Origin of the sequence: Demequina sp. (assembly GCA_024707205.1) — a bacterium.
GTDB lineage: Bacteria > Actinomycetota > Actinomycetes > Actinomycetales > Demequinaceae > Demequina.
This window is the reverse complement of the sequence record JANQAD010000001.1, coordinates 1,001,689-1,024,162: the sequence shown is the minus strand read 5'-3', so window position 1 is coordinate 1,024,162 and position 22,474 is coordinate 1,001,689. Positions and strand designations below refer to the sequence as shown.

Annotated in this window: 24 protein-coding genes and 1 pseudogene; 14 read left to right on the top strand and 11 right to left on the bottom strand. The window is 68.6% G+C overall.

All coding sequences use genetic code 11. The features are described from left to right. The first annotated feature begins 21 nt into the window (after nucleotides 1-21). Both gcvH and NVV57_05300 read left to right on the top strand, forming a co-directional pair. Nucleotides 22-405, top strand: a complete 384-nt coding sequence (gcvH, locus tag NVV57_05305) for a glycine cleavage system protein GcvH (GenBank protein MCR6712134.1) — start codon at nucleotides 22-24, stop codon at nucleotides 403-405. 3 nt (nucleotides 406-408) lie between these two features. Next, nucleotides 409-912, top strand: a complete 504-nt coding sequence (locus NVV57_05300) for a (deoxy)nucleoside triphosphate pyrophosphohydrolase (protein MCR6712133.1) — start codon at nucleotides 409-411, stop codon at nucleotides 910-912. On the opposite strand, the gene NVV57_05295 is transcribed toward NVV57_05300, so the two are convergent. Beyond that, nucleotides 909-1,481, bottom strand: a complete 573-nt coding sequence (locus NVV57_05295; protein MCR6712132.1) for a DNA-3-methyladenine glycosylase I — start codon at nucleotides 1,479-1,481, stop codon at nucleotides 909-911. The genes NVV57_05300 and NVV57_05295 overlap by 4 nt on opposite strands. A gap of 105 nt (nucleotides 1,482-1,586) precedes the next feature. Here NVV57_05295 and NVV57_05290 point away from each other — a divergent pair, with 105 nt between their 5' ends. Beyond that, entirely contained in the window at nucleotides 1,587-2,477 is an 891-nt protein-coding gene (locus NVV57_05290; protein ID MCR6712131.1) for a methylenetetrahydrofolate reductase, read from the top strand. A gap of 19 nt (nucleotides 2,478-2,496) precedes the next feature. On the opposite strand, the gene NVV57_05285 is transcribed toward NVV57_05290, so the two are convergent. Beyond that, nucleotides 2,497-2,919 (bottom strand): OsmC family protein, encoded by a 423-nt coding sequence (locus tag NVV57_05285; GenBank protein ID MCR6712130.1) that lies wholly within the window; start codon nucleotides 2,917-2,919, stop codon nucleotides 2,497-2,499. A gap of 142 nt (nucleotides 2,920-3,061) precedes the next feature. Here NVV57_05285 and metE point away from each other — a divergent pair, with 142 nt between their 5' ends. Further along, nucleotides 3,062-5,380 carry a 5-methyltetrahydropteroyltriglutamate--homocysteine S-methyltransferase gene (gene metE, locus NVV57_05280; protein MCR6712129.1) on the top strand — a complete coding sequence of 773 codons (2,319 nt, stop codon included), beginning with the start codon at nucleotides 3,062-3,064 and terminating at the stop codon, nucleotides 5,378-5,380. Nucleotides 5,381-5,393: 13 nt separating this feature from the next. Here the strand turns inward: metE and NVV57_05275 are convergent, their stop codons facing one another. The 3 genes and pseudogenes from NVV57_05275 to NVV57_05265 form a co-directional block, all read right to left on the bottom strand. After that, nucleotides 5,394-5,744, bottom strand: coding sequence for a hypothetical protein (locus NVV57_05275; protein MCR6712128.1), 351 nt, complete (start codon nucleotides 5,742-5,744; stop codon nucleotides 5,394-5,396). A gap of 415 nt (nucleotides 5,745-6,159) precedes the next feature. Beyond that, nucleotides 6,160-6,270, bottom strand: a pseudogene (locus NVV57_05270) (prepilin-type N-terminal cleavage/methylation domain-containing protein). 126 nt (nucleotides 6,271-6,396) lie between these two features. Next, entirely contained in the window at nucleotides 6,397-6,930 is a 534-nt protein-coding gene (locus NVV57_05265; GenBank protein MCR6712127.1) for a GNAT family N-acetyltransferase, read from the bottom strand. A 127-nt stretch (nucleotides 6,931-7,057) separates the two neighbouring features. Here NVV57_05265 and NVV57_05260 point away from each other — a divergent pair, with 127 nt between their 5' ends. The 4 genes from NVV57_05260 (at nucleotide 7,058) to NVV57_05245 (ending at nucleotide 10,015) form a co-directional block, all read left to right on the top strand. Next, the gene (locus NVV57_05260; protein MCR6712126.1) at nucleotides 7,058-7,309 is read left to right on the top strand and encodes a DUF4242 domain-containing protein; all 252 of its coding nucleotides are present in this window, start codon (nucleotides 7,058-7,060) and stop codon (nucleotides 7,307-7,309) included. A 159-nt stretch (nucleotides 7,310-7,468) separates the two neighbouring features. Next, complete coding sequence (locus NVV57_05255) at nucleotides 7,469-8,023, top strand: hypothetical protein (GenBank protein MCR6712125.1); 555 nt, start codon at nucleotides 7,469-7,471, stop codon at nucleotides 8,021-8,023. A gap of 92 nt (nucleotides 8,024-8,115) precedes the next feature. Then, nucleotides 8,116-9,744 carry an MFS transporter gene (locus NVV57_05250; protein MCR6712124.1) on the top strand — a complete coding sequence of 543 codons (1,629 nt, stop codon included), beginning with the start codon at nucleotides 8,116-8,118 and terminating at the stop codon, nucleotides 9,742-9,744. 133 nt (nucleotides 9,745-9,877) lie between these two features. After that, complete coding sequence (locus tag NVV57_05245) at nucleotides 9,878-10,015, top strand: hypothetical protein (protein ID MCR6712123.1); 138 nt, start codon at nucleotides 9,878-9,880, stop codon at nucleotides 10,013-10,015. 12 nt (nucleotides 10,016-10,027) lie between these two features. On the opposite strand, the gene NVV57_05240 is transcribed toward NVV57_05245, so the two are convergent. The 3 genes from NVV57_05240 to NVV57_05230 are packed head-to-tail and all read right to left on the bottom strand — an operon-like array spanning nucleotide 10,028 to nucleotide 12,702. Further along, a complete protein-coding gene (locus tag NVV57_05240; protein MCR6712122.1) occupies nucleotides 10,028-11,302 on the bottom strand; it encodes a cation:proton antiporter in 1,275 nt (424 codons plus the stop codon). Nucleotides 11,303-11,304: 2 nt separating this feature from the next. Beyond that, nucleotides 11,305-11,784 (bottom strand): cation:proton antiporter regulatory subunit, encoded by a 480-nt coding sequence (locus NVV57_05235; protein MCR6712121.1) that lies wholly within the window; start codon nucleotides 11,782-11,784, stop codon nucleotides 11,305-11,307. 21 nt (nucleotides 11,785-11,805) lie between these two features. After that, complete coding sequence (locus tag NVV57_05230) at nucleotides 11,806-12,702, bottom strand: phosphotransferase (GenBank protein MCR6712120.1); 897 nt, start codon at nucleotides 12,700-12,702, stop codon at nucleotides 11,806-11,808. A gap of 134 nt (nucleotides 12,703-12,836) precedes the next feature. Here NVV57_05230 and NVV57_05225 point away from each other — a divergent pair, with 134 nt between their 5' ends. After that, a complete protein-coding gene (locus NVV57_05225) occupies nucleotides 12,837-14,864 on the top strand; it encodes a cellulase family glycosylhydrolase (GenBank protein MCR6712119.1) in 2,028 nt (675 codons plus the stop codon). Here the strand turns inward: NVV57_05225 and NVV57_05220 are convergent. The 3 genes from NVV57_05220 to NVV57_05210 all read right to left on the bottom strand — a co-directional run bounded on the left by NVV57_05220 (nucleotide 14,851) and on the right by NVV57_05210 (nucleotide 17,214). Continuing rightward, complete coding sequence (locus NVV57_05220; GenBank protein MCR6712118.1) at nucleotides 14,851-15,072, bottom strand: hypothetical protein; 222 nt, start codon at nucleotides 15,070-15,072, stop codon at nucleotides 14,851-14,853. The genes NVV57_05225 and NVV57_05220 overlap by 14 nt on opposite strands. Further along, the gene (locus tag NVV57_05215; GenBank protein ID MCR6712117.1) at nucleotides 15,072-15,347 is read right to left on the bottom strand and encodes a hypothetical protein; all 276 of its coding nucleotides are present in this window, start codon (nucleotides 15,345-15,347) and stop codon (nucleotides 15,072-15,074) included. Before NVV57_05215 ends, NVV57_05220 begins: the two co-directional genes overlap by 1 nt. Before the next feature lie 184 nt (nucleotides 15,348-15,531). Continuing rightward, nucleotides 15,532-17,214, bottom strand: a complete 1,683-nt coding sequence (locus NVV57_05210; protein MCR6712116.1) for an ATP-binding cassette domain-containing protein — start codon at nucleotides 17,212-17,214, stop codon at nucleotides 15,532-15,534. 56 nt (nucleotides 17,215-17,270) lie between these two features. On the opposite strand from NVV57_05210, the gene NVV57_05205 reads away from it, so the two are divergent. The 5 genes from NVV57_05205 to NVV57_05185 all read left to right on the top strand — a co-directional run bounded on the left by NVV57_05205 (nucleotide 17,271) and on the right by NVV57_05185 (nucleotide 22,434). Then, complete coding sequence (locus tag NVV57_05205) at nucleotides 17,271-17,663, top strand: hypothetical protein (GenBank protein MCR6712115.1); 393 nt, start codon at nucleotides 17,271-17,273, stop codon at nucleotides 17,661-17,663. 69 nt (nucleotides 17,664-17,732) lie between these two features. Continuing rightward, a complete protein-coding gene (locus tag NVV57_05200) occupies nucleotides 17,733-18,215 on the top strand; it encodes a hypothetical protein (GenBank protein ID MCR6712114.1) in 483 nt (160 codons plus the stop codon). A 244-nt stretch (nucleotides 18,216-18,459) separates the two neighbouring features. Beyond that, entirely contained in the window at nucleotides 18,460-20,550 is a 2,091-nt protein-coding gene (locus NVV57_05195; GenBank protein MCR6712113.1) for an iron ABC transporter permease, read from the top strand. Then, entirely contained in the window at nucleotides 20,547-21,311 is a 765-nt protein-coding gene (locus tag NVV57_05190) for an ABC transporter ATP-binding protein (protein MCR6712112.1), read from the top strand. Before NVV57_05195 ends, NVV57_05190 begins: the two co-directional genes overlap by 4 nt. Before the next feature lie 52 nt (nucleotides 21,312-21,363). Next, nucleotides 21,364-22,434, top strand: a complete 1,071-nt coding sequence (locus tag NVV57_05185; protein ID MCR6712111.1) for an ABC transporter substrate-binding protein — start codon at nucleotides 21,364-21,366, stop codon at nucleotides 22,432-22,434. The last annotated feature ends 40 nt before the right edge of the window (nucleotides 22,435-22,474 follow it).

Genomic DNA, 22,474 nt, shown 5'->3' with positions numbered 1-22,474 from the left:
CACGACACGAGAGGACTGGCGATGGCAAGCGTTCCGGACGACCTGCAGTATTCGGCGGAGCACGAGTGGGTGGACGGCGAGCTCGCCGTCGGCGGCGAAGTGACCGTAGGGATCACCGAGCATGCGGCCGACGCTCTTGGCGACATCGTCTACATCGAGGCCCCCTCCGTTGGCGCAACCGTGACCGCGGGAGAGGTGTGCGGCGAGCTCGAGTCGACCAAGGCCGTGAGCGAGCTGTATTCCCCGGTGACAGGCACCATCATCGCCATCAACGACGAGCTCGCGAACGCGCCTGACAATGTGAACAAGGACCCGTTCGGAACGGGCTGGATATTCAAGGTGCAGATCACCGAGGAGCCTTCGGGGCTTCTCGATGCCGCCGCCTACGGGGACCTCACGGCGTAGCGCATGGGCGCGTCGAGCAGTTCTCGGCTCGTGGTGGCCGCGGCCATCACCGACTCCCTCGACGCGCCGCGCGTCCTGCTCGCGGGCAGGCGCAGCGAACCCGCGTCCCTCGCCGGGCTCTGGGAGTTCCCCGGCGGGAAGGTCGAGCGCGGCGAGACCCCTGAGCGCGCGTTGCGGCGCGAGCTGCGCGAGGAACTCGGCATCGAGGTCGAGCTCGGCGACGAGATCATCGGCCCCGACGCCGAGTTCGGCTCCGACGCGCCCGTATGGATGCTGCGGCCAGAGGACGTCGAGGGCACCCGCCTGGTGATGCGGATCTGGTGGGCGACGGTCGCTCCCGGGGTCGACGGCGTCACTCCAGAGCCGCGGCCCCTCGAGGACCACGACGAGGTGCGCTGGCTCGAGCCGGGCGCCTGGCGAGACGTGGCGTGGCTGCCGGCCGACAAGCGCATCGTCGACGCGCTCTTGACCGATGCGATCGAGCGCCACCGCAGGGCGTACTGCTAGCGGCCCTTCAGCGCCACGCATCCCCTGATGTGGTCGTTTACCAGGCCACACGCTTGCATCGAGGCGTACATCGTCGTGGGTCCCACGAACACGAAGCCGCGCTGCTTGAGCGCCTTCGCGAGGGCCTTGGACTCCTCGGTCATGGACGGCACGTCGGTCCACGCGGTCGGCGGCCGCTTCCGCGCGGGAGGCTGGAAGCTCCAGAACAGCTCGCTCAGGCTCTCGCCCTGCGCGCGCATCGCGACCACGGCCCTGGCGTTGGTGACCACCGAGGTGATCTTCTGGCGGTTGCGGACGATGCCTGGGTTCTCGAGCAGCCGGTCGACGTCCGCCTCGGTGAACGCCGCGACCGTCTCTGGGTCGAAGTCGGCGAAGGCCTCGCGGTAGCCCTCGCGCTTGCGCAGGATGGTGATCCAGGACAGCCCCGATTGGGCGCCCTCGAGCGCGATGCGCTCGAAGATGGCGGCGTCGCCGCGGACCGGCACGCCCCATTCGTGGTCGTGATACTCCTCGTAGAGGGGGTCTCCCGCGCCGAAGCAGCGGGTGAGGTCGTTAGTTTCGGTGATCATGCGGCCAGTCTGCCGCGCCCCACCAACAGCCGCCCCCTACCAGGCGAGGTCTGGGGAAAACGTGTTGGAGCGTCGGGCCTGGGGACGCGTATTGTTTCCCACGCCATGACCATCCGCTCGCTGCTCGACGCCGCCCTCGCCGGGCAGGCTTCGCCGACCCTGTCGTATGAGCTCTTCCCGCCGCGCACCCCTGGTGCCGAGGACTCGCTCATGCTCACGATGGGCCTCCTGGCTGCGACGAACCCTGACTTCATGTCGATCACCTACGGCGCCTCTGGCAGCACCCGCACCACCTCGCGCGCGGTGGTCCACGAACTGGCGCTCTCGCACACCATCCCGCCGCTCGCGCACCTCACGTGCGTCGCCCAGTCGCGCGCGGACCTGGTGGCCGTGATCGAGACGTACCTGGCCGACGGCGTTCGCGACTTCCTCGCGCTGCGCGGCGACCCTCCGCGCGGCCAGGCGGACTGGCGGCCGCACCCCGACGGCCTCGTCTACGCGTCGCAGCTGGTGACACTGCTGCGAGAGGTTGCGGGCGCGCACGGGGTCGACGTCTGCATCGGCGTCACGGCCTTCCCCGCGCAACACGCGATCGAGCGCTGGCGCCAGCAGGGGCTCGACGTGCTGCTCACCAAGCAGGAGGCGGGCGCCGATTTCGCGATCACCCAGGTGTTCTACGAGGTCGAGCAGTATTCGGCGCTCGTCGATGACGGCCGCGCGGCGGGAATCGGGATCCCGATCGTGCCCGAGGTGATGCCGCTCATCTCACCTCAGCGCGCCGCGAGGACCGCGGAGCTCACGGGCGTGCCGACCCCGGCGGAGCTCGCGGCGGCGCTCGACGCCGCCGACACCGACTCGGACGCGCGGGCGACGGGCGTGGCCCATGCCGCGGAGCTCTCGCGGCGCCTGTTGGATGCGGGAGCGCCCGGCATCCACGTCATCACCTTCAACCGCCACGAGGCGGCGCTGGAACTGGTGCGCGCGCTGCGGAACTGAGTGCCGAAGGTCGCAGGACCTAGACCTGGCGTAGCTCCACCGGCACTCCGGCCTCAACGGTGCGCGACACGGTGCACGTGCGGTCGTGCGCTGCCTTGAGCGCGGGAGCCACGCGGGCGCGAGCCTTGTCGCCGTCCTCGCCCTCGGGGAACGCCAGATCGAACGACGCGACGATGTTGCGCAGGATCGCGGGTGCGTCCCCGCCCACCTTGTCCGCGGTGACGGTGACGTCGAAGCGCTCCGGCTCCGAGCGTCGGGACGTCATCATGTCGACGTCTATTGACGAGCACCCAGCGATCGCCACGAGCAGCAGCTCAACGGCGCTGAACGCGCCCTCCACGTTGTAGCCAAAGCGAAGCTCGGCGCCCGCGGCGTTGCGCGCCACGTAGACGCCCTCCGCCTCGCGGTTGAGCGTGATGGCCCTCTGCGAAACCTCTTCCATGCGTCCATGGTCGCACGCTCGCGGCCGCCACTTTCCCCGCACGTGCCCACAGGCTAGAATCGCCACCACACATGCGGCGCCACTGACGGCGTCGGTCAAGCGCAATGGCGAGCCCGCCGCGCACACACCCTCATGAGGAACCATGACTGAGTACAACAACGCCCCTGCCCCTGCGCCCGCCTTCCCCGGCGGCACCATTCTTGGTTACCCGCGCATCGGCCGAATGCGTGAACTCAAGAAGGCCCTCGAATCCTTCTGGAGGGGCGCGAGCACCGAGGCCGAGCTCGAGGCGGCCGCCGCCGCGCTCCGCGCCGAGAACCGCGAGAACCTGCGCGCGCTCGGCCTCGGCACCGCCGATTCCTCGATCCCCTCGAACTTCTCGTTCTACGACCACATCCTCGACGCCGCCGTGACGTTCGGCGCCGTCCCCTCGCGCTTCGCTCACCTTCGCCAGGCCGACGGCTCCGTCACCTTGGGCGGCTACTCCACCATCGCGCGTGGCGAGGGCGCAAAGGCCCCGCTAGAGATGACCAAGTGGTTCGACTCGAACTACCACTACCTCGTCCCCGAGATCGGCCCCGAGACCGAGTTCTCGCTGTCCTCGACCCGCTGGGTGGACGAGTTCCTCGAGGCCAAGGCGGCTGGCTTCGTCACGCGCCCCGTCATCACGGGCCCGCTGACGTTCCTATACCTCGCCAAGCCCTCGGACGACGCGCCCTCTGGCTTCCAGCCCATCGAGCGGCTTGCCGACCTGACGGCCGTCTACGCGGAACTGCTCGGCAAACTGGCCGACGCTGGGGCCGAGTGGGTGCAGATCGACGAGCCGGTGCTGGTTGCGGACATCGACGCGGACCGCGCGAGCGTGCTCGCGAACGCGAAGACGGTCTACGAAGGCTTCGTTGCGCTCGCGGCGCGTCCGAAGCTCCTTGTTGCCGCTCCGTACGCGTCGCTCGACGACGCGCTCCCCGTGCTTACCGACGCGGGCGTTGACGCCATTGCGATCGACCTGGTGCGCGGCACCGTTCCCGCCGCTGTGGCCGCCGGCACCCAGATCGTCGCGGGCGTCATCGACGGCCACAACATCTGGCGCACGGACCTCGACAAGGCGCTCGAGAAGCTCGCGGCGGTCTCCGACCTTGGCGCCCTCGTCTCCGTCGGCACGTCCACCTCGCTGTTCCACGTTCCCCACACCCTCACGGGCGAGGAGCACCTCGGCGCGGAGCTGCTCTCGTGGCTCGCGTTCGCCGACGAGAAGGTGGCCGAGGTCGACGCGCTCGCGAAGGCGCTCGCCGGCGCGGACGAGTCCGACGCGATCAAGGCGGCGCGAGCGGCGCTCGCGGACCGCAAGGCCCACCCCGGAACCAACCGTGCCGATGTTCGCGACGCGCTCGCGGCGGTGACCGACGCCGACCTCAAGCGATCTCCGTACGCCCAGCGCGTGGCCGCTCAGGACAGGCGCTTCCGGCTGCCCGAGCTCGCAACCACGACGATCGGCTCCTTCCCGCAGACCCCGGAGATCCGCAAGGCGCGCGCCGCGTGGGCCAAGGGCGAGCTGGACGACGCGGGCTACGAGGAGGCCATGAAGGCCGAGATCGCGTCCGTGATCGAGCTGCAGGAGTCACTCGGACTTGACGTGCTCGTGCACGGCGAGGCGGAGCGCAACGACATGGTGCAGTACTTCGCGGAGCTGCTCGACGGCTTCGACGTCACGGTCAACGGCTGGGTGCAGTCGTATGGTTCGCGCTGCACGCGTCCCTCGATCCTGTGGGGAGACGTCGCCCGCCCGGAGCCGATGACGGTGCGCTGGGCGGAGTACGCGCAGTCGCTCTCCGAGAAGCCGGTCAAGGGCATGCTCACGGGCCCCGTCACGATCCTCGCGTGGTCCTTCGTTCGCGACGACCAGCCGCTCGGCGTGACGGCCAACCAGGTGGCGCTCGCGCTCCGCGAGGAGATCCGCGATCTTGAAGCCGCTGGTATCGGCATCATTCAGGTGGACGAGCCCGCGCTGCGCGAGCTGCTGCCGCTCAAGAAGAAGGATCAGCCCGCCTACCTCAAGTGGTCGGTGGACTCTTTCCTGCTCGCGACGTCAGGCGCCGCCGACGACACCCAGGTGCACACGCACCTGTGCTACTCGGAGTTCGGCGAGATCATCGACGCGATCGACGGCCTCGGCGCGGACGTCACGTCCATCGAGGCGGCTCGCTCCCGCATGGAGGTGCTGCCCGCGATCCGCAACCACGGCTACGAGCGGCAGATCGGCCCCGGCGTGTGGGACATCCACTCGCCGCGCGTGCCTTCCACCCAGGAGATCACCGAGCTGCTTCAGCTCGCGAAGGAGTCCGTCCCTGGAAAGCAACTGTGGGTGAACCCCGACTGCGGCCTCAAGACGCGCGCCTATCCCGAGACGAAGGCGACGCTCGAGAACCTCATCGCGGCAACGCAGGCGGTGCGCGCCTCCTAGGAATGAGCTAGCGCTAGTGCGGCGAGAGCACCCCGATGATGTTGCCCTCGGTGTCGCGGAACCGTCCCCAGAATCCCTGAGTGGCCTCCACCGGCTGCTTGGGTTCCACCACGGAGCCGCCGTGCGCCACCACGCGATCGAGGATCACCTGCAGGTCGTCTCCGCCGTCGAGGTAGGCGACGATCCCGTCTGCGGATGGCGTCCAGTCTCGGCCACAGGCAAGAGAGCCGATTCCGCCCGGAAGCAGCGATTTCGGCTCCCCGTCGCCGATGTCCTCCAGCGTCGTCTTCATCTCGAATACTGCCTCGTAGAACGCCGTTGCCCGCTGCAAGTCGCTCGCAGGAATCTCAAACCACACCAGCATGCTGCCTCCCATCGGGGACGCTACACCCAGGCTGGAACTTGGCACGGCGTCGGACGCAAGAAAGGCGGGCCCGGTCCCTAAGGACCGGACCCGCCAGGATCATGCGATTTCACGGACACTGTCCGACGGCATAGCCCGCGTCTGCGGTGTATCTCATCCCGGGGTCCTTTGAAATGCTGCCCTCGGGATGCGTCACGTCGATGCACCAATTGTCGATCGCCGTGCCGGTGATACCCCCAAAAATCACGCCATCGGAGGCGGAAACCACCTCTTTGCCGTTCACGAGGTAGTAACCGTCTTCGACAGACACCGTGGGCACGGTGTCGGTCTCCGACATAGCTCCCGTCACGAACGTTGCGAGATTCTTCAGATCGGACTCTGCCGCCGCATCGTGTGCCTTGGCCTTCTGGTGAAGGTACACAGGCAGGGCGATTGCGGCGAGGATTCCAATAATGATGATGACGACTAGCAGCTCAACGAGCGTGAAGCCGTCGTCGGATCCCCGCCGTGAGGTCGGGGTCTTCATTGGGCTTACCTTCTGTTCAATTGTCCGGCGGAGCCGGGTCGTGACTAAGCGGCTCTTGGCCAGGCGTCGCGACGCGCCCATTCTTCGCTCGGCCGTCAACGCCTCGCAAGTCAGAAGGGTGATATCTCACACTTGCCTTGCCGGGCCGCCGTTCGTTGCTGACCACTGGTAGTAACCGACGTCTATCCACCGCCCAAACTTGAATCCAACCTCGGCGAGCGTGCCGACATGGGCAAAGCCGAGGGACTCGTGCAGCGCCACCGACGCCTCGTTTGGCAGGGCAATGAGCGCCACCAGGGTGCGGATGGGGGCGTGCGGACCCTCGCTGATGGCGCCGACGCGCTGCAGCAGCTCCCTGTACAGCGCCTTGCCGAGGCCCTGGCCGCGGGCAGCCCTGTCCACGTACACAGAACAGGTCAACGCATGGACGTAGGCGGCACGTTCGTGGAACGGCGCCGCATAGGCGAACCCCGCGACGCCGAGCGAATCGGTGGCCACGAGATACGGCAAGTCGGCCGCCTGCACCGCCGCCACGCGCGATGCCATGGCGGCCTCGCCGATTGTCTCCACCTCGAACGTCGCCGTGTCCGTCTCGACGTAGAAGTTGTAGATCTCGGCGAGACGCGCCGCGTCCTGCATGGGAATCGCGTCGCGCAGCATGCGCACCATTGTGAACCGCTTCCCACTCAAGATGCGAGACACGCCAAACGGGTCTATACCGGTGCCATGCGGCAATGTCGCCGCGTCGAGTCCACATCGATTGCGGAATCACTAGAAGGGGGACGTCATGCCCCTATTCATGGACGTCCACACGGTAGAAGGCGGGGTCAGCGCGGCTGACGTCGCGGGCTTGCACGAGAAGGACCTCGCCCACCAGCACAAGCATGATGTGAGGTTCATCAAGTACTGGGTTGACGAACCTGCCGGAAAGATCTTCTGCCTCTCCGAAGCCCCGAACGCGGAGGCTCCCGCTGCCGTGCACCGCGACGCCCGCGGCGCGCTCGCGGACGAGACCTTCGAAGTTGGCGAATACTCCTGAAGTCACGGCCGGACGAGCGCGAGTCTTGCGCTTTCGCGAGACCGCGCGCGCTGTCGCACGCCGTGGCACGATGTGGTCACCGTGCATGTCAACCAAGCGTGGGGGGCTGTTCGTCACATAGATGAGACGGCAACTGGTGCCGTCACGAGGGGAGAAGTGATGAAGGCGCGATTCATTGCCGTATTTGCGGCGGGGACCATGCTGCTCGCGGGCTGCGGAGGGTCAGGTGAGCCAACGACGGACGGCACTCAGGGCCTCGCCACCGCCCAGACGCAGCCAACGTCGGACACCGACACCGACACCGACTCTGGCGCCGGTGCGCAGGCTGCCGGCGACGTCGACTGCTCGCAGTTCACCGAGGAGGACGCCGCCAAGTTCGCGATCTGGGCGCAGTTCTTTGCGCAGGTTCGCAATAAGGACGGCCTGCAGTTCATGACCTCGTCGGGCTACTCGCCTGACGCGATGAACACGCTGCTCGGCAAGCTGGACCAGCTCAAGGGTCACGAGGGTGAGGTCTATGGAAAGCCGGACGAGGCGCTCGTGATCTTCCACAACGCGAACGACGTCTACGCGGCGGTCTTCGCCAAGGGAGACTCCGCGACGGATGCCGACTTTGCCCCGCTCAACGATCTGGAGCCCGACGTCCAGTCGTGGATCAACTCGCAGGCGGCGATCCTCGTGACGCTCGGCGCGGTGTGCCCAGACCTGGCCTAGTGGTTGGCCAAGGGATGGTGCTGGCGGACGAGATCTTGGAAGTTGGCGAATATCCCTGATGACGCAGGCCCGCGAGGGCTAGCGTTGCGATCGTGAGCGCAGAACAGAAGCAGGCCGGCTGGTCCGTCATCATCATGCTGGCGGCAGCCCAGTTCATCATGGTGCTCGACACCACGGTGATGAACGTCTCCATCTCCCAAGTGGTGGAGGACCTCGACACCACCGTGGTCGGCCTGCAGTCGGCGATCACCATCTACACGCTGGTGATGGCCGCCTTCATGCTGCTTGGCGGCAAGTTGGGCGACCGATGGGGGGCGAAGCGCGCCTTCGCGATCGGGCTCGTCATCTACGGCGTCGGCTCACTGACGACGGCACTCTCGCCCAACCTCGCGACGCTGCTGGTCGGCTGGTCGCTCATCGAGGGTCTAGGCGCGGCGCTCGTCATTCCCGCCATCGCCGCGCTCGTCGCCTCCACCTACGAGGGAAAGCAGCGCGTGCTCGCGTACGGAGTGCTCGGCGGCGTGGCCGGGGCGTCCGCGGCGGCTGGCCCCCTCATCGGCGGCTGGGTGGGCACCCAATGGAGCTGGCGCTACGTGTTCGCGGGCGAGACCGTGGTGGTCGCCTTCCTCATGCTGTTCCTGTGGCTGATCCCCAAGACCGCAGGAAAGCCGGGCAGGCTCGACCTCGGCGGCGCCGCACTGTCCATCGCCGGCCTGGGCCTCGGAGTCTTCGCGATCCTGCGCTCGAGCCAGTGGGGGTGGATCCTTCCCGGGCCCAAGGTTCCCGTCATCAACGGCCGCGAACTGACGCTCCTTGGCCTGTCCCCCGTGGTGTGGCTCCTCGTCCTCAGCTACTTCCTGCTGAGTGCCTTCGTCCGTCACGAGCAGCGCATGGAGGCCAAGGGACGTGAGCCGCTCGTGGACCTGAGACTCCTCAAGATCCCCACGATGCGTGCCGGTCTCGTGATGATGGCCGCGCAGCAGTTCATCATCATGGCGACGTTCTTCGTGCTCCCGCTGTACCTCCAGACCGTTCTCGGTTTCGACGCGTTCCACACCGGCGTCGCGATCCTCCCGCTCTCGATCTCGCTGCTGGTCTTCGCGCTCGGCGGCGCGGCGCTAGCCTCGCGACTGCCGGTGCGCCGCATCGTCCAGGGTGGCATCACGGCCATGCTGGTGGGCGAGGTCATCATGCTCGCCTCGATCGACATCGAGCTGCGCTCGTGGGGCTTCGGCCTTGGCCTTGCGCTCGTGGGCGCTGGGCTGGGCCTGCTGGCCTCGCAGCTGGGCAACGTCATCATGTCCTCGGCGCCACGGTCCAAGACGGGGGAGGCCGGCGGTCTGCAGGGCACCTCGCAGAACCTCGGAGCCTCCTTGGGCACCGCGCTGATCGGCTCGGTGCTCATCGCGGTTCTCGCAAGCACCTTCGCCCAGACCATCAGCGACCAGCCGAACCTCTCCGCCGAGGTCAAGCAGGAGGCGAGTCAGGCGCTCACGGCCAGCGCGAACTTCGTCGCCGCTGATCAGGTAGCCGACGCCGCCACCAGCGCCGGCCTGAGCGCGGACGAGACTGCGGCCGTGGTCGAGGCGTACTCCGAGGCGCAACTCCTCGCGCTGCGCGGCGCTCTCGCGGGGATCGCGCTGTTTGCGCTGCTTGCCCTCGCCTACGTCAGGCGCCTGCCCAAGAAGGCGCCGGACGGGTCCTTCGCCCCGGAGACCTAGCGGTCACTCCGCCGCGTGGAAGTGGAATTGCTCACGTCCCAGGCACGATAGTTGCCCACGGGGGCCCAGGGCGGTACGTTCGCGGCCAGAGGGCGGTGCGCTGAGTTCCCGCCCTTGGGGAAGGGAGGGCGCAGTGGTCTCACGGGTTGCTGCAGGTATTTTCGTTGTCGCGGCCGCCGCGACGCTGTTGGCGGGCTGCGGCGAGAAGCAGAAGCCGGGGAACGACATGGGTCCCACTGGGGCCCCGACAGTGATCACCGGCGACTCCTAGGCACGCTGCTCGTTATTGCCGCTGCGGCGAACTGACGCGCGGCGCCTGGGTGAGGAGCGGCGGCGCGGGAATCCGGTCCGCGTAACGCATGAGCAGCGAACCGCCAACCGCGAGTATCAGCACGTAGGCGGCCGCGAGCGGACCCAGTTGGCTCTGCACGTGCGCGGCCGTGCCGAGTCCCGCGATCACGATGGAGAACTCGCCGCGCGGAACCAGTGACGCTCCCGCCCGCCACTGGCCCTTGGGCCCGACGCCGGCTCGCCTTGCCGCCCACGCTCCCGTTCCCACTTTGGTCAGGCTCGTGATGACCGCCAGGATAAGGGCCGGCACCGCTACCGGCACCAGGTCGCCGGGGTCGATGGCGATGCCGAAGAACACGAAGAAGATGCCGCCGAACACGTCGCGCAGGGGCGGCAGCAGCGCCCTCACCTGGTCGGCGACCTGCCCGGACAGCGTGAGACCAAGCAGGAACGCGCCCACGGCCGCGGACACCTGTACGGCCTCCGCCAGCCCGGCGACGAGGAACGCGAGGCCGAGCACTCCAAGCAGCAGCAGCTCCCGGGAGTGCGACTGAACAAGTCTCGAGACGTGCGTCGAGAATCTGAAGGACACGAACAGCGCCACCGACACGGCCGCGATCGCGATGCCGGCGGCGATGGCTCCCTGCACAAACGTGGCGCCCACCAGGAGCACCGCCATGAGCGGCAGGTACAGCGCCATGACGATGTCCTCCATGACGAGCAGGCTCAGGATCGTCGGGGTCTCGCGGTTCGCGAGGCGGTCGAAGTCATCGAGCAGCCGCGCCACGATGCCGGAGGAGGAGATGTAGGTGACGCCGGCAAGCAGCAGCGACGCGGTCACCGACCAGCCGAGGATGAGACCCATGGCGAAGCCCGGTGCGCCGTTGACCACCGCGTCGACGATCCCCGCCTTCCACGTTGTCCGCAGGCCCACCTTGAGATCGGCGGGCGTGTATTCGAGGCCCAGCAGCAGGAGCAGCAGCACGACCCCTATCTGCGCGCCCACCTCGAGGAACTCCTCGCTCGCATTCACCGAGAGGATTCCGCCCTCGCCCATCGCGAGTCCCGCGAGCAGATACAGCGGAACAGACGGAATGCCCCAGCGGGACGCGAGTCTGCCGAGCGCTGCGAGCACCAGGAACACGACGCCCAACTGGATGAGCACCAGGCCCGCGCCCGCGCTCCCAGACTCGCCGACAGCGTCGGGCAGGCCAAGGGCCCCGGTGGGCAGGGAAATCCCAGTAAGTGGCGCGATCCAGCCGCTCACCCTTAACCCGTCAGGATCGCGCGGGCGCGGTCGACGGAGTCGTAGCTGCCCATGATGAGCACGGTGTCGCCGGCTTCGAAGGTGAAGTCCGGCGAGGGCCCCGGGATGACCCGGTCGCCGCGGATCACCGCGACCACGGACGCGGACGTGTATGTGCGGATCTGGCCATCGGCGATGCGCTTGCCGGAGAGGCCGCCGCTGATGGGCATCGTCACCCACTCGATCGCGAGCCCCTCGACGCTGTGCTTGAGCTCGTCCAGGCGAGCGGTGATCTGCGTGCCGCCGAGGAGCTCGGCGACCTTGCCGGCATCGGACTCGCTCAGCTCGAGCGTGCCCTTGCACGAGTCTGGGTCGTCGCGGTCATACAGCGCGATGTCGCGTTTGCCGTCTCGGCGCACGATGACGCCAACGTGGTCGCCGCCCTCCGCCGTGAACTCGTAACGCACACCCACGCCGGGTAGCGGAGTCTCGAAGATCTCCATGCGCCTACTGTGCCATGCCTGTCAGCCTTCGGAGACGAGGTCGAACTCGATGAGTCGCTCCCACGCGATTCGCACGAGGAACGGATCGCCGAGCTCGATGAGCCTAAGCGCGCTGAGGAGCTGCCAGCCCTGCGCTCGCGTGGCGGTCTCCGGCGACTGCTTCCCGTACGCAGTGAGCAGACCTTCGCGCTGAGAGACGGAGACAAGGTTGGACGCATAGCCGAGGTCGGCGGCGGGGTCGCCGAGGCCGAAGCGGTGCCAGATGAGAATGCCGGAGAACGTGCCGCGGTCGCTGAGCACCGCGCGCGGCTCGAGCGTGCCGTGGGTCCAGGACTGGGCATCGACCGGAGTGTCCGCCGCACGTTGCCACAGCTCGTTCGCTCGCGCCGCGTCCAGCACCCTGTTCTCCGGGGCGCCCGACGCTGTTGTCGCCTCGAGCAGTCGGGTCCACTCGGGCTCGAGGGACCTGAGCGGGGCCGACGTCACCGGATTCGCGGGCGCGTCTGCGGGCGCTGGCACGTGGATCTGACGAAGCGCGTCCCCGAGCGCCTCGGCGGACTGGTCGTGGAGCGGCACGAACGCGGCGGTGGAGCCGGAGAGCCAGCGCACGAGCGTCCAGTGGTACGGGAAGTCGCCGGCGGGCGCGCCCGTGTTGATCGGGGCGGAGTAGGGGAAGGTCCACGTGGGCAGCAGGGGCTCGAGGAGGCCGGCGACGCGCTCGTAGAGGTGGTCCTGGCCGGGGATCGTCGGCATGAGCACGCCGTAGTCGTCCCCGATGCGCACCGTCACGTGGTCATGCATCGTGTAGCGCCGCCCGATGTCGCGACCCGCAAGCGCGGGGAACTGGGCGAAGACCATGGCGGCGACCTGGTCGTCGCTGGGGAGGAGCCGTCCATTGGGGGAGGTCGCGAGGGCCATGGCTTCACAGTAGCGCCCGGGTGACTTGGCCGGAATGTGGTGTTCAGCACTCTTGCCAGCGTGCGCGAAACGATTCGAGGCCCGCCTAGAATGGGACGCAACCACAGCGTCGGGCTGTCACGAAAGGCACCGCAATGAAGCGACCAAACCTCAAGGTGGAGGCGGACGGACAGCCGCAGACGTGGATGGGGGTGAACTTCTGGTCGCGCGCGGGCGGCCCGCTCATGTGGCGCCACTACGACGGTGATGTGGTGAGCCAGGAGCTGGACCAGATGCGCGAGCACGGCATGACCGTGACGCGCTCGTTCCTGTACTGGCCGGACTTCCACCCCGAGCCGGACCGCCTGGACGAGACGATGCTCGAGCGCTACCGCGACTTCCTCGATCGCCACCAGGCGCTCGGGATGCAGACCATCCCCACCTTCCTCGTTGGCCACATGTCTGGCCAGAACTGGGATCCGGTGTGGCGCGACGGTCGCGACCTGTTCGACGACGTGTGGTTCGTGGCGCGACAGGCCTGGTACGTGCGCGAGATCACGGCGCGCTTCAAGGACCACCCCGCGATCGCCGGCTGGCTCCTCACCAACGAGGTGCCGATCTACGGCGCGTGGCGCTCGCGCGGCAACAACGACCTGGACCCCGATGTCATCATCAGCTGGTCGCAGATCCTCATCGACGCCGTGCGCGCTGGCGGCGGCACGCAGCCGGTGAGCGTTGGCGAGGGCGCGTGGGGCGTGGAGATCACGGGCCGCGACAACGGCTTCCGGGTGCGCGACATCGCGGCGCTCGTGGACTTCCTGGGGCCCCATGTGTACCGGATGGAGACGGATCAGTCGCGGCAGTTCCTTGGCGCCGCGTTCATCTGCGAGATGCTGCACCGCTCGGGCAAGCCCGTGGTCATGGAGGAGTTTGGGTTGACCTCGGACTACACGTCCGACGAGAACGCCGCCCACTACTACCGCCAGCTGCTGCATCACACGCTCCTCGCGGGCTCCACGGGCTGGCTCGCGTGGAACAACACCGACTACGACGATCTCTACGCGCAGGCGCCCTACACGCACCGGCCGTTCGAGCAGCACTTCGGCCTCATCGACCGGCACGGTACGCCCAAGCCACAGGCGCTTGAGATGCGGGACTTCCGGGCGCTGCTTGACCGCATTGACGGCGCTTCGCTGACGCGACCGGATTCCCAGATCGCCTTCGTGGTCACCGCCTACCTCGACAACCAGTACCCCTTCACGGACGCTTCGGACGGCCCGACGGCCGCGGCGACCTTGATGCAGGCGTACGTCTCCGCGCGGCACGCTGGGCTGCCGGTCGGGTTTGTACGGGAGGCCGACGGGGTCTCGTGGAAGCCGGGCACGGTGCGGGATCTGGACGCCGGCGTGCAGCATCGCTACGCGTCTGAAGACGAGCCCATGGACGTTGGGCCGGGGCTGCCCGACGACGCGACGCTGTACCTGATCCCGTCCACGAAGGCGCTCACCTCGCCAACCTGGGTGCGGCTGGGCGAGCTCGCGGCCGCGGGCAAGACGGTGTACGCCTCGTACTTCCTGGGCATCCACTCGAACCAGCGCGGTCCGTGGTGGCCCACGATGCACGAGCTGTTCGGCGTGAAGAAGCTCACCCGCTACGGCCTCGTAGACGTGATCGAGGACGACACCGTGGAACTGACCTTCGCGGTCGACTTTGGCGGGATCGAGGCCGGCACCACGCTCACGTGGAGGGCCGCGGGCACGGAGAACTCGCGGGCCTACCTGCCGGTGGAGGTCACCGACGCCGAGGTCATCGCCGTGGATCAGCATGGCCGGCCAGCGCTGCTGCGGCACCACGTTGGCGAGGGTCAGACGATCCTGTGCACGTATCCGCTGGAGCACATGGCCGCGGTCTCTGCCGCAGTGAACCCCGACTCGACCGCCGTGCTGTACGCGGCGCTCGCGGCCGAGGCGGACGTGGTTCCGGACCTGCGCGTGGATTCGCCGGACGTCATCGTGGGCGAGATGGAGCACGCGGACGGCGCGCGCTTCGTGTGGCTCATCAACATGACGGACGTGGAAACCACGGCGACCCCGCGCGGAGCCGAGCTTGTCACGCTGGACGGGGACAGCGTCGGGCAGGTGACCTTGCCGCCGTTTGGTGTTGAGGTGCTCAGACGCCTTTAGCGTCGGTGGCCTCACTCCAGGTCCAGCACTCCTCCTCGTCGTAGGAGCGGGGATCGTCGTGGCAGATCGCGAAGGGTTCGTTGGCGCCGCGGATCCAGTAGCGCACGGTGTCGCGGTCGTGGCCGCCACTCAAGACGCCATAGTTGCCGTCCGTGATGGTGACCCTCGAGTTGCTGCCCTCGTCCCACGTGACGGACTGCGAATGCACTACGTACTCGCCGTCGGCGGGGCGGCCCACCGTGAAAGACGCGCCGCTTCCGCGCCGCTCAGCCGCGTGACGTCGACGAACTCGACGCAGTGCTCGCTCTCGGTGCCGACGAACCAGCATTGGCGCACTGTGTCGCCATCCCTGGTGGTCACCGCAGAATCGTCCCCGAGTTGGAGTGCCGTGGCGGGGGTCTGCGGCGTATATCCGTAATAGTTCCGGGTCATGTCTGCTTCGCTCATCCACACGTCCGTGACGGCTCCGTCTTGCACCAACACGATCGACTCGTCCACGTACTCGGTGGCGGCTGCTTGAAGGTGTAGGTGCCTTTGGCGTAGTCGACGCCGCCAGCGTTCGTGAACACTACGCCGAGCGCGAGCACGAGCGCGGCCCCGATCGCCACGACCGCTGCCACTCCGCCGAACCGGTTCCCCATGGTGAGAACCTAGCTGGCCGCGCTTGTTACCGTTCCCTGTTGACCCGCGCCGCGTCCCAGACCGGCTCCGCGCTCTCGACGATGCGGCCGTCCTCGCCGAACACGAGGAAACGATTGAAGCCCTGCGCGAACCAGCGGTCGTGAGTGACGGCGAGAACGGCGCCCTCGAACGAGGACAGCGCGGACTCAAGCGACTCCGCGGACTCGAGGTCGAGGTTGTCCGTCGGCTCGTCGAGCAGCAGCATCGTGGCACCGCCGAGCTCAAGCAGCAGCACCTGGAACCGAGCCTGTTGGCCACCCGAGAGGCGTTCGAACGGCTGGGACGACTGCGAACCGAGCCCGTAGCGGTCCAGGACCGACTCCGCGGCCGAGCGGGCGAGGCCCGGGCGGTGGTCGTCGCCGCGATGCAGGATGTCGACGAGCGCGCGGCCCGTCCACTCCGGGTGAGCGTGGGTCTGGGCGAACCAGCCGGGGCGCACCCGCGCGCCAAGCCGTACCGAGCCGGTGTGTGCAACGGGATCCGGCGTCACGTCGCCGGCCGGCAGGTGCTCGTCGTCTGGATCGGAGCCGCCTGCGGCCAGCAGCCTCAGGAAGTGGGACTTCCCGGACCCGTTCGAGCCCAGCAGCGCAACGCGGTCGCCGAACCAGATCTCGGTGGAGAACGGCCGCATGAGTCCGGTCAGCTCGAGCTGTTCGATGACTACGGCGCGCTTGGCGGTGCGCCCACCGGCGAGCCGCATGTTCACCGACTGGGGCAGCGGCACGGGCTCGGGCTTGCCTGCCTCCTCGAACTTGCGCAGCTTGGTCTGGGCGGCCTGGTAGCGGGAGGCCAGATCGGGGCTGATCTTGGCGCGCTCCTGCATGGTCCGCACCAGCTCCTTGATGCGCTCGTGCTCCTCGTCCCAGCGGCGCAGGTCCTCGGCGAGCCTGACGTTCCGCGCCTCGCGGGCCTCGCGATACGTGCTCCACGGGCCCGCGTGCACCCATAGGGTGCTGCCGGTCGCGTGCCGCTCGAGCGTGGCGATGCGGGTCGCCGCCCTGTTGAGGAGCTCGCGATCGTGGCTAACCAGCAGGATCGCCTTCCTGGAGGCGATGAGCTGCTCCTCGAGCCAGCGCTTGGCCGGCACGTCGAGGTAGTTGTCTGGCTCGTCGAGGATGAGCACCTCGTCGTCGCCGCGGAGGAGAGCCTCGAGCGCGAGGCGCTTCTGCTCGCCCCCGGACAGCGTCGTCACCGCGCGGTCTCGCGCGCGGTCAAAGGGGATGCCGAGCGCGGCCACCGTGCACACGTCCCAGAGGGTCTCTAGCTCGTACCCGCCCTCGTCGCCCCACGCGATCACCGCGTCGGCATACGCCATCTGGTCCTTCTCGGCGCCGGTCTCGTGCATGCGCAGCTCCGCGGCGCCGACCCGCTCGGCGAGCGCGCGATGCTTCGGCGACGCGAGCGAGAGCAGCAGATCGGCAACGGTAGACGAGTCGCGCACGGAGCCGATGAACTGGCGCATCACCCCCAGGCGCCCCGTGACCGCGCAGGTTCCCTCGTCGGCCGCGACGTCCCCGGTGATGATGCGCGTGAGCGTGGTCTTGCCCGCGCCGTTGGGCCCCACGAGCGCGACGACGTCGCCCGCGCCCACCTTGAGGGTGATGTCGCGCAGGAGCACGTGGCCGTCGGCGAGGGTGAAACGGAGATCGGTCAGTTGAAGGTGGCCCACCGCGGAAGCGTAGCCTCACCGAGCGCATTGCGCCCGCCGTCGCTAGGGTGACCGGCATGGGGTGGAGGGATCTCTTCGGCAAACACGCCGAAACCACTGAGGACCTGATGGCACAGGCGGCGACCTCGCGCGCCCAAGCGCAACCCGACGACGAGATCGCGCGGCTTGTGGCCGAGGGCGAGAAGATCGAGGCCATCAAGCTCTACCGCGAGCAGCATGGCGCGAGCCTCCAGGACGCCAAGGAGGCCATCGACGCGATAGCCCGCGGCGACGTGCCGCCGCACCAACCGGCGCCCCTGGCCACAGCGTCGGGCAGCAACGATGCCGCCGTGAGCGCGCTCGTGGCGCGCGGCGATCTCATCGACGCCATCAAGCTCTATCGCGAGATCCACGACGTCGGCTTGAAAGAGGCCAAGGACGCCGTGGACGTCCTGCGGTCCACCCTCTAGCGACCCCACCCGTGCGCGCGCTGGGTGGCGGCGTAGTGTCGGCAGCGACGGCACCGAGGGAGGGCACCGATGAGCTCAGACCCGCACGTCATGGCGGAGGGAACCCTGCCAACCCCGTTCAGTGCGGACGAGCTGCGCGCCGGGCTGCCGGCGGGGACCGTGGTGGTGCTGGAACTCGACGGCGGCATCCGCCAGGTCAACAGCTTCCGGGACCCGGACGCCGAGGGCGCCACGTGGACGGTCGCCTCCCCCGGCAGCGACGAGCACAGCGAGCGCGTCACGTGGCGCGAACTCCAGTCTCACGCGTCGTTCCCCATGGAGACGGCCGCGCGCCGCCGCGAGACCATCGAGCACCCGCTCGGCACCCTCGACTGCTGGCGCTACGACGTCGGCACCCCTCAGGACGGCAACACGTTCTGGTTCGATCTCTCGCGCCCGGGCATGCCCGTGCGCATGCGCCGGAACTCCAATGGCATTCGCATCGGCGGTTTCGAGGCGGTCGAGTGGTCACTCGGCCCGGGAAGCGAAGCGGCCCCGCCGGATCTCCCTTGATCCAGCGGGGCCAGTCACTTCGCGCCGCTACCCTGCCAGGCTGTTGCGGCACCCTCAGTGCTTGAAAGTGTGGTGGCCCGACGGTGTGGCTGGCAAGGCGCGGGCGGTCACGGTTTGGCCACGGTTGCGCAACGGCCCTCGGCGGCACTCGGGGATAATTACGCAAGTGACACGTTGCGAAACGCCGCTACACTGTCCTGGTGAGGTGAGCCTTACCTGGCTCCCGACCCGATGACGGAGCCCCATGACCACCCTTGAGCGAGAGCCCGTGCGCCTGGATGCGCCGCGGCGCTCGGCCGCATCCTCGATGACCCCATGGCTCATCGCGGCACTCGCTCTGCTCGCCGTGGCGGTCATCCTCTCGCTGTGTCTCGGCGCCCGCTCCATTCCCCTGAGCACCGTGTGGGACGCGCTGTTCCACTTCAACCCCGACGTCCCTGAGCAAGGTGTTGTGCGCGAGAGCCGGGTCATCCGCACGGTGATCGGCATCGTCGCCGGTGCGGCCCTCGCGCTCGCGGGAGCCCTCACCCAGACCATCACGCGAAACCCGCTCGCGGACCCTGGCCTGCTCGGCATCAACGCCGGCTCCGCGCTGGCGATCGTCATCGGCATCACTGCGTTCTCGATCAGGGACTTCAGCGGGCAGCTGTGGCTCGCGTTCCTTGGCGCCGGCCTCGCCGGTCTCGCCGCCTTCGCAATCGGCGGCAGGGGAGCCGGGATGTCCTCTCCCGTGCGGCTCGCGCTCGGGGGCGCCGCCCTCACCGCGGTGCTCGGCTCCGTCATGACGGCGCTGCTGCTCATGAACCCCGACGCCCTGAGCGCGTTCCGCCATTGGCTCGCTGGCTCGCTCATCGCCAGGGCGAACGCGCCGCTCCTGCCCCTCGCGAGCGTCGGGGTGCTCGCGGTCGCCATCACCGCCGTCGTCACCCGCTCGCTGAGCGCCTTGGCGCTCGGCGACGACTCTGCCGCGTCGCTCGGCACGCGGCCGGGACGCACGCGCGCCCTCGTCATGGTCTGCGTGACCCTCCTCGCGGGGCTCGCGACCGCGCTCGCCGGTCCCATCGCCTTCATCGGGCTCGCCGTGCCGCACCTCGTGCGCGGCGTCACCCGCGCGCGCCTCGGGTGGCTCTTCGCGCTCTCGCTCCCCGTTGGCGCGGCGACCATCCTCCTGTGCGACGTGTTCGGGCGTCTCATCGCCCGCCCCGGTGAGGTCCCCGTTGGGGTGACGACGGCGCTGCTCGGGGGGCGTCCTGCTCGCGCTCATGGCGCGCCGGCTCACGGTGGTGACATTGTGACCACTCTCGCCTCCCCGCCCGCTGCCACTATTGCGCGCCCGCGCCGCAGGCTCAGCCGCGTCGCCACGGTGACGATCGTCATCGGCGTCGTCACGGCCCTGCTCATCGTGCTGTCGCTGTGGACGGGAACGGTGTCGGTATCGCTCGGCGACACCCTGCGCGCCGCGGTCCGAATCGACACGGGTACGGCCGCGGACTTCATCGTGGGACAGCTGCGCGCGCCGCGCGTCTTCACGGCCGCTCTCGTGGGGGCGCTGCTCGCGGCCTCCGGTGCTCTCATGCAGTCGATCGCGCGCAACCCGCTCGCGTCGCCCGACCTCCTCGGCATCTCCTCCGGCGCGGCGGCCGGTGCCGTCATCTGCATCTTCATCACGCAGAACACGTCGTCGCTCGCGCTGGCCCCCTGGGCGATTCTTGGGGCGCTGGTCGCGGCGACGCTCGTCCTCCTGCTTGGCTCCCGCGGCCGCCTGGAGCCGTTCCGCATGATCATCGCGGGCATCGGCATCGACTTCGTCGCCACGGCCGTCATCACGCTCGTCCTCACCAAGATCCCCAACAACGTGGTGCCCCAGGCCTACTCGTGGATCGTCGGCTCCACGAACTCGCGCAACTGGGAGCACGTGTCGATGGGGTTTGCGTCGTGCCTGGTGATCGTGCCGGTGACGCTTTTCATGGCCCGACGCTTGCGCGTCTTGGAGATGGGCGACGACCTGGCAGCGGGGTTGGGTCTGCACCCCGGCAAGCTCCGATTCGTCGCTCTGGCCACGGCCGCCCTCGCGGCCGGGCTCGCGGCCGCACTAGTGGGACCGATCGCGTTCATCGCGCTCGTGGCGCCCGCGATCGCGCGCAGGCTCACGCGCAGCCCCGGCATCACCGTGGGCGCCTCGGTGCTCATGGGTGCCGCGCTCACCGTGCTCGCCGACCTCGCCGCGCGAGAGCTGCTCAAGTCCGCCCAATTGCCCGTTGGCCTGTACACGTCGCTCATCGGCGGCCCGTACCTCATCTATCTGATCGTCCGCTCCAAGGGGTCCTTCCAGTGACAGACACCTCCCGCCTGGCCGCCAAAGACCTCACGCTCGCCTACGGCGACGCGAGAGTGGTGCACAGCGTCGGCATCGATATCCCTCCGGCGGCGGTCACGGCCATCGTGGGGCCGAACGGCTGCGGAAAGTCCACGCTGCTGAGGGGACTTGCGCGCCTGCATGCCCCAGCGTCGGGCACCGTGCTGCTGGACGGCAAGGACATCCACGAGCGGTCAAGCAAAGACGTGGCGAGGGAGCTCGGAATCCTGCCGCAGAGCCCCATCGCGCCCGGCGGAATCACGGTTCGCGACCTCGTTGGCCGCGGCCGCACCCCCCATCTCAAGGCGCTGCGGCCCTGGCAGGACAGCGACACGCGAGCGGTGGACGACGCCCTCAAGGCGACCGGCCTCACTGGCCTCGCCGATCGCAGCGTCGACTCCCTCTCCGGTGGGCAGCGGCAGCGAGCGTGGATCGCCCTCGCTCTCGCCCAGCAGACCGAGCTGCTGCTCCTCGACGAGCCCACGACGTTCCTCGACATCGCGCATCAGTACGACGTGCTGGACCTGGTGCACGGCCTGGCGGCGGACGGCCGAACGATCATCGTGGTGCTCCACGACCTTGCGCAGGCCGCGCGCTACGCGGACCACCTCGTGCTCATGAGCGCGGGTCTGATCCTCGCTCGCGGCAAGCCCGACGACGTGCTCACGGCGGAAAGGGTGACGGCCGCGTTCGGTCTCCCCGTGACCGTGGTGCCCGATCCCGTGACGGGCACCCCCTGATTGTCCCAACAGGAACGCCGGTCAAGCGTTCAGAACCTAAGGAGAAAACAGCATGACAACCACGAGGACCAAGCGCGGCATTGCCGCGGCCCTGGCCCTGGCCGCTGCGCTAGCGCTCGCCGCCTGCTCGTCGGCCGAGTCGCCAAGCACCCCTGCGCCCACAACAACCGGCGCTACCGACTCTGCCGACGGCCAGTTCCCCGTCAGCATTACCCAGAAGTTCGGCACCACGGTGATCCCCGCGCAGCCGCAGCGCATCGTGAGCGTCGGTTTCCACGAGCAGGACTGGCTGTACGCGATGGGCATCGCCCCTGTCGCCGTCCGCGAGTGGTACGGCGGCTACGAATACGCGACCTGGCCGTGGGCGGACGACGCCCGCACGGCCGTGGGCGCGGAGCCGATCGTGCTCGGCTCCGGCGACCTCGACTACGAGGCGATCCAGGAGCTCCAGCCCGACCTCATCCTCGCGACCTGGTCCGGCATCACGCAGGAGCAGTACGACCTGCTGAGCCAGCTCGCGCCCACGCTCGCCCAGAGCGGCGACTACGTGGACTGGGGCATGCCGTTCGCCGAGGAGACCCGCTCGATCGCGAAGGCCGTCGGCAAGGTCGCTGAAGGCGAGAAGATCATCGCCGACATCCAGGCCAAGGAAGACGGGATCAAGGCGGCGAACCCCGACTGGGCCAGCCACACGGCCGCAGTGACGTTCTACTACGAGGGCCAGCCCGGCGCCTACTACTCGAACGACCCGCGCCCCATGCTCCTCGGAACCCTGGGGATCAACACCACGGACATCGACAAGCTCGGCGACCCGTCGACGGGCTTCTACATCTCGATCAGCCCCGAGAACCTCGACAAGCTCGACTCCGACGCCAACGTGTGGCTCGGCGCCACCGAGCCCGGCACGCAGGACGCCATCGAGGCGCTGCCGCTGTTCGCACAGATGAACGCCACGCAGCAGGGCGGACAGATTTGGTCCACCGACGGCGTCTTCGAAGGAGCCTTCTCCTTCGCTTCGCCGCTGTCCATCCCCTACGCGCTCGACGCTCTCGTGCCGCGCCTCACGGCCGCCTTCGACGGCGACCCGAGCACGCTGCCCGAGCCGATCGTCGCCGCGTCCTAAGCCCGTACCAGGCCCGACGCTGGAGCCGGCCTTCCCGCGA

Excerpts from the sequence above, each read along its gene's own strand:
- gcvH (MCR6712134.1), top strand. The coding sequence starts at position 22 with ATGGCAAGCGTTCCGGACGACCTGCAGTATTCGGCGGAGCACGAGTGG.
- NVV57_05300 (MCR6712133.1), top strand. The coding sequence starts at position 409 with ATGGGCGCGTCGAGCAGTTCTCGGCTCGTGGTGGCCGCGGCCATCACC.
- NVV57_05295 (MCR6712132.1), bottom strand. The coding sequence starts at position 1,481 with ATGATCACCGAAACTAACGACCTCACCCGCTGCTTCGGCGCGGGAGAC.
- NVV57_05290 (MCR6712131.1), top strand. The coding sequence starts at position 1,587 with ATGACCATCCGCTCGCTGCTCGACGCCGCCCTCGCCGGGCAGGCTTCG.
- NVV57_05285 (MCR6712130.1), bottom strand. The coding sequence starts at position 2,919 with ATGGAAGAGGTTTCGCAGAGGGCCATCACGCTCAACCGCGAGGCGGAG.
- metE (MCR6712129.1), top strand. The coding sequence starts at position 3,062 with ATGACTGAGTACAACAACGCCCCTGCCCCTGCGCCCGCCTTCCCCGGC.
- NVV57_05275 (MCR6712128.1), bottom strand. The coding sequence starts at position 5,744 with ATGCTGGTGTGGTTTGAGATTCCTGCGAGCGACTTGCAGCGGGCAACG.
- NVV57_05265 (MCR6712127.1), bottom strand. The coding sequence starts at position 6,930 with ATGCTGCGCGACGCGATTCCCATGCAGGACGCGGCGCGTCTCGCCGAG.
- NVV57_05260 (MCR6712126.1), top strand. The coding sequence starts at position 7,058 with ATGCCCCTATTCATGGACGTCCACACGGTAGAAGGCGGGGTCAGCGCG.
- NVV57_05255 (MCR6712125.1), top strand. The coding sequence starts at position 7,469 with ATGAAGGCGCGATTCATTGCCGTATTTGCGGCGGGGACCATGCTGCTC.
- NVV57_05235 (MCR6712121.1), bottom strand. The coding sequence starts at position 11,784 with ATGGAGATCTTCGAGACTCCGCTACCCGGCGTGGGTGTGCGTTACGAG.
- NVV57_05230 (MCR6712120.1), bottom strand. The coding sequence starts at position 12,702 with ATGGCCCTCGCGACCTCCCCCAATGGACGGCTCCTCCCCAGCGACGAC.
- NVV57_05225 (MCR6712119.1), top strand. The coding sequence starts at position 12,837 with ATGAAGCGACCAAACCTCAAGGTGGAGGCGGACGGACAGCCGCAGACG.
- NVV57_05205 (MCR6712115.1), top strand. The coding sequence starts at position 17,271 with ATGGGGTGGAGGGATCTCTTCGGCAAACACGCCGAAACCACTGAGGAC.
- NVV57_05200 (MCR6712114.1), top strand. The coding sequence starts at position 17,733 with ATGAGCTCAGACCCGCACGTCATGGCGGAGGGAACCCTGCCAACCCCG.
- NVV57_05195 (MCR6712113.1), top strand. The coding sequence starts at position 18,460 with ATGACCACCCTTGAGCGAGAGCCCGTGCGCCTGGATGCGCCGCGGCGC.
- NVV57_05185 (MCR6712111.1), top strand. The coding sequence starts at position 21,364 with ATGACAACCACGAGGACCAAGCGCGGCATTGCCGCGGCCCTGGCCCTG.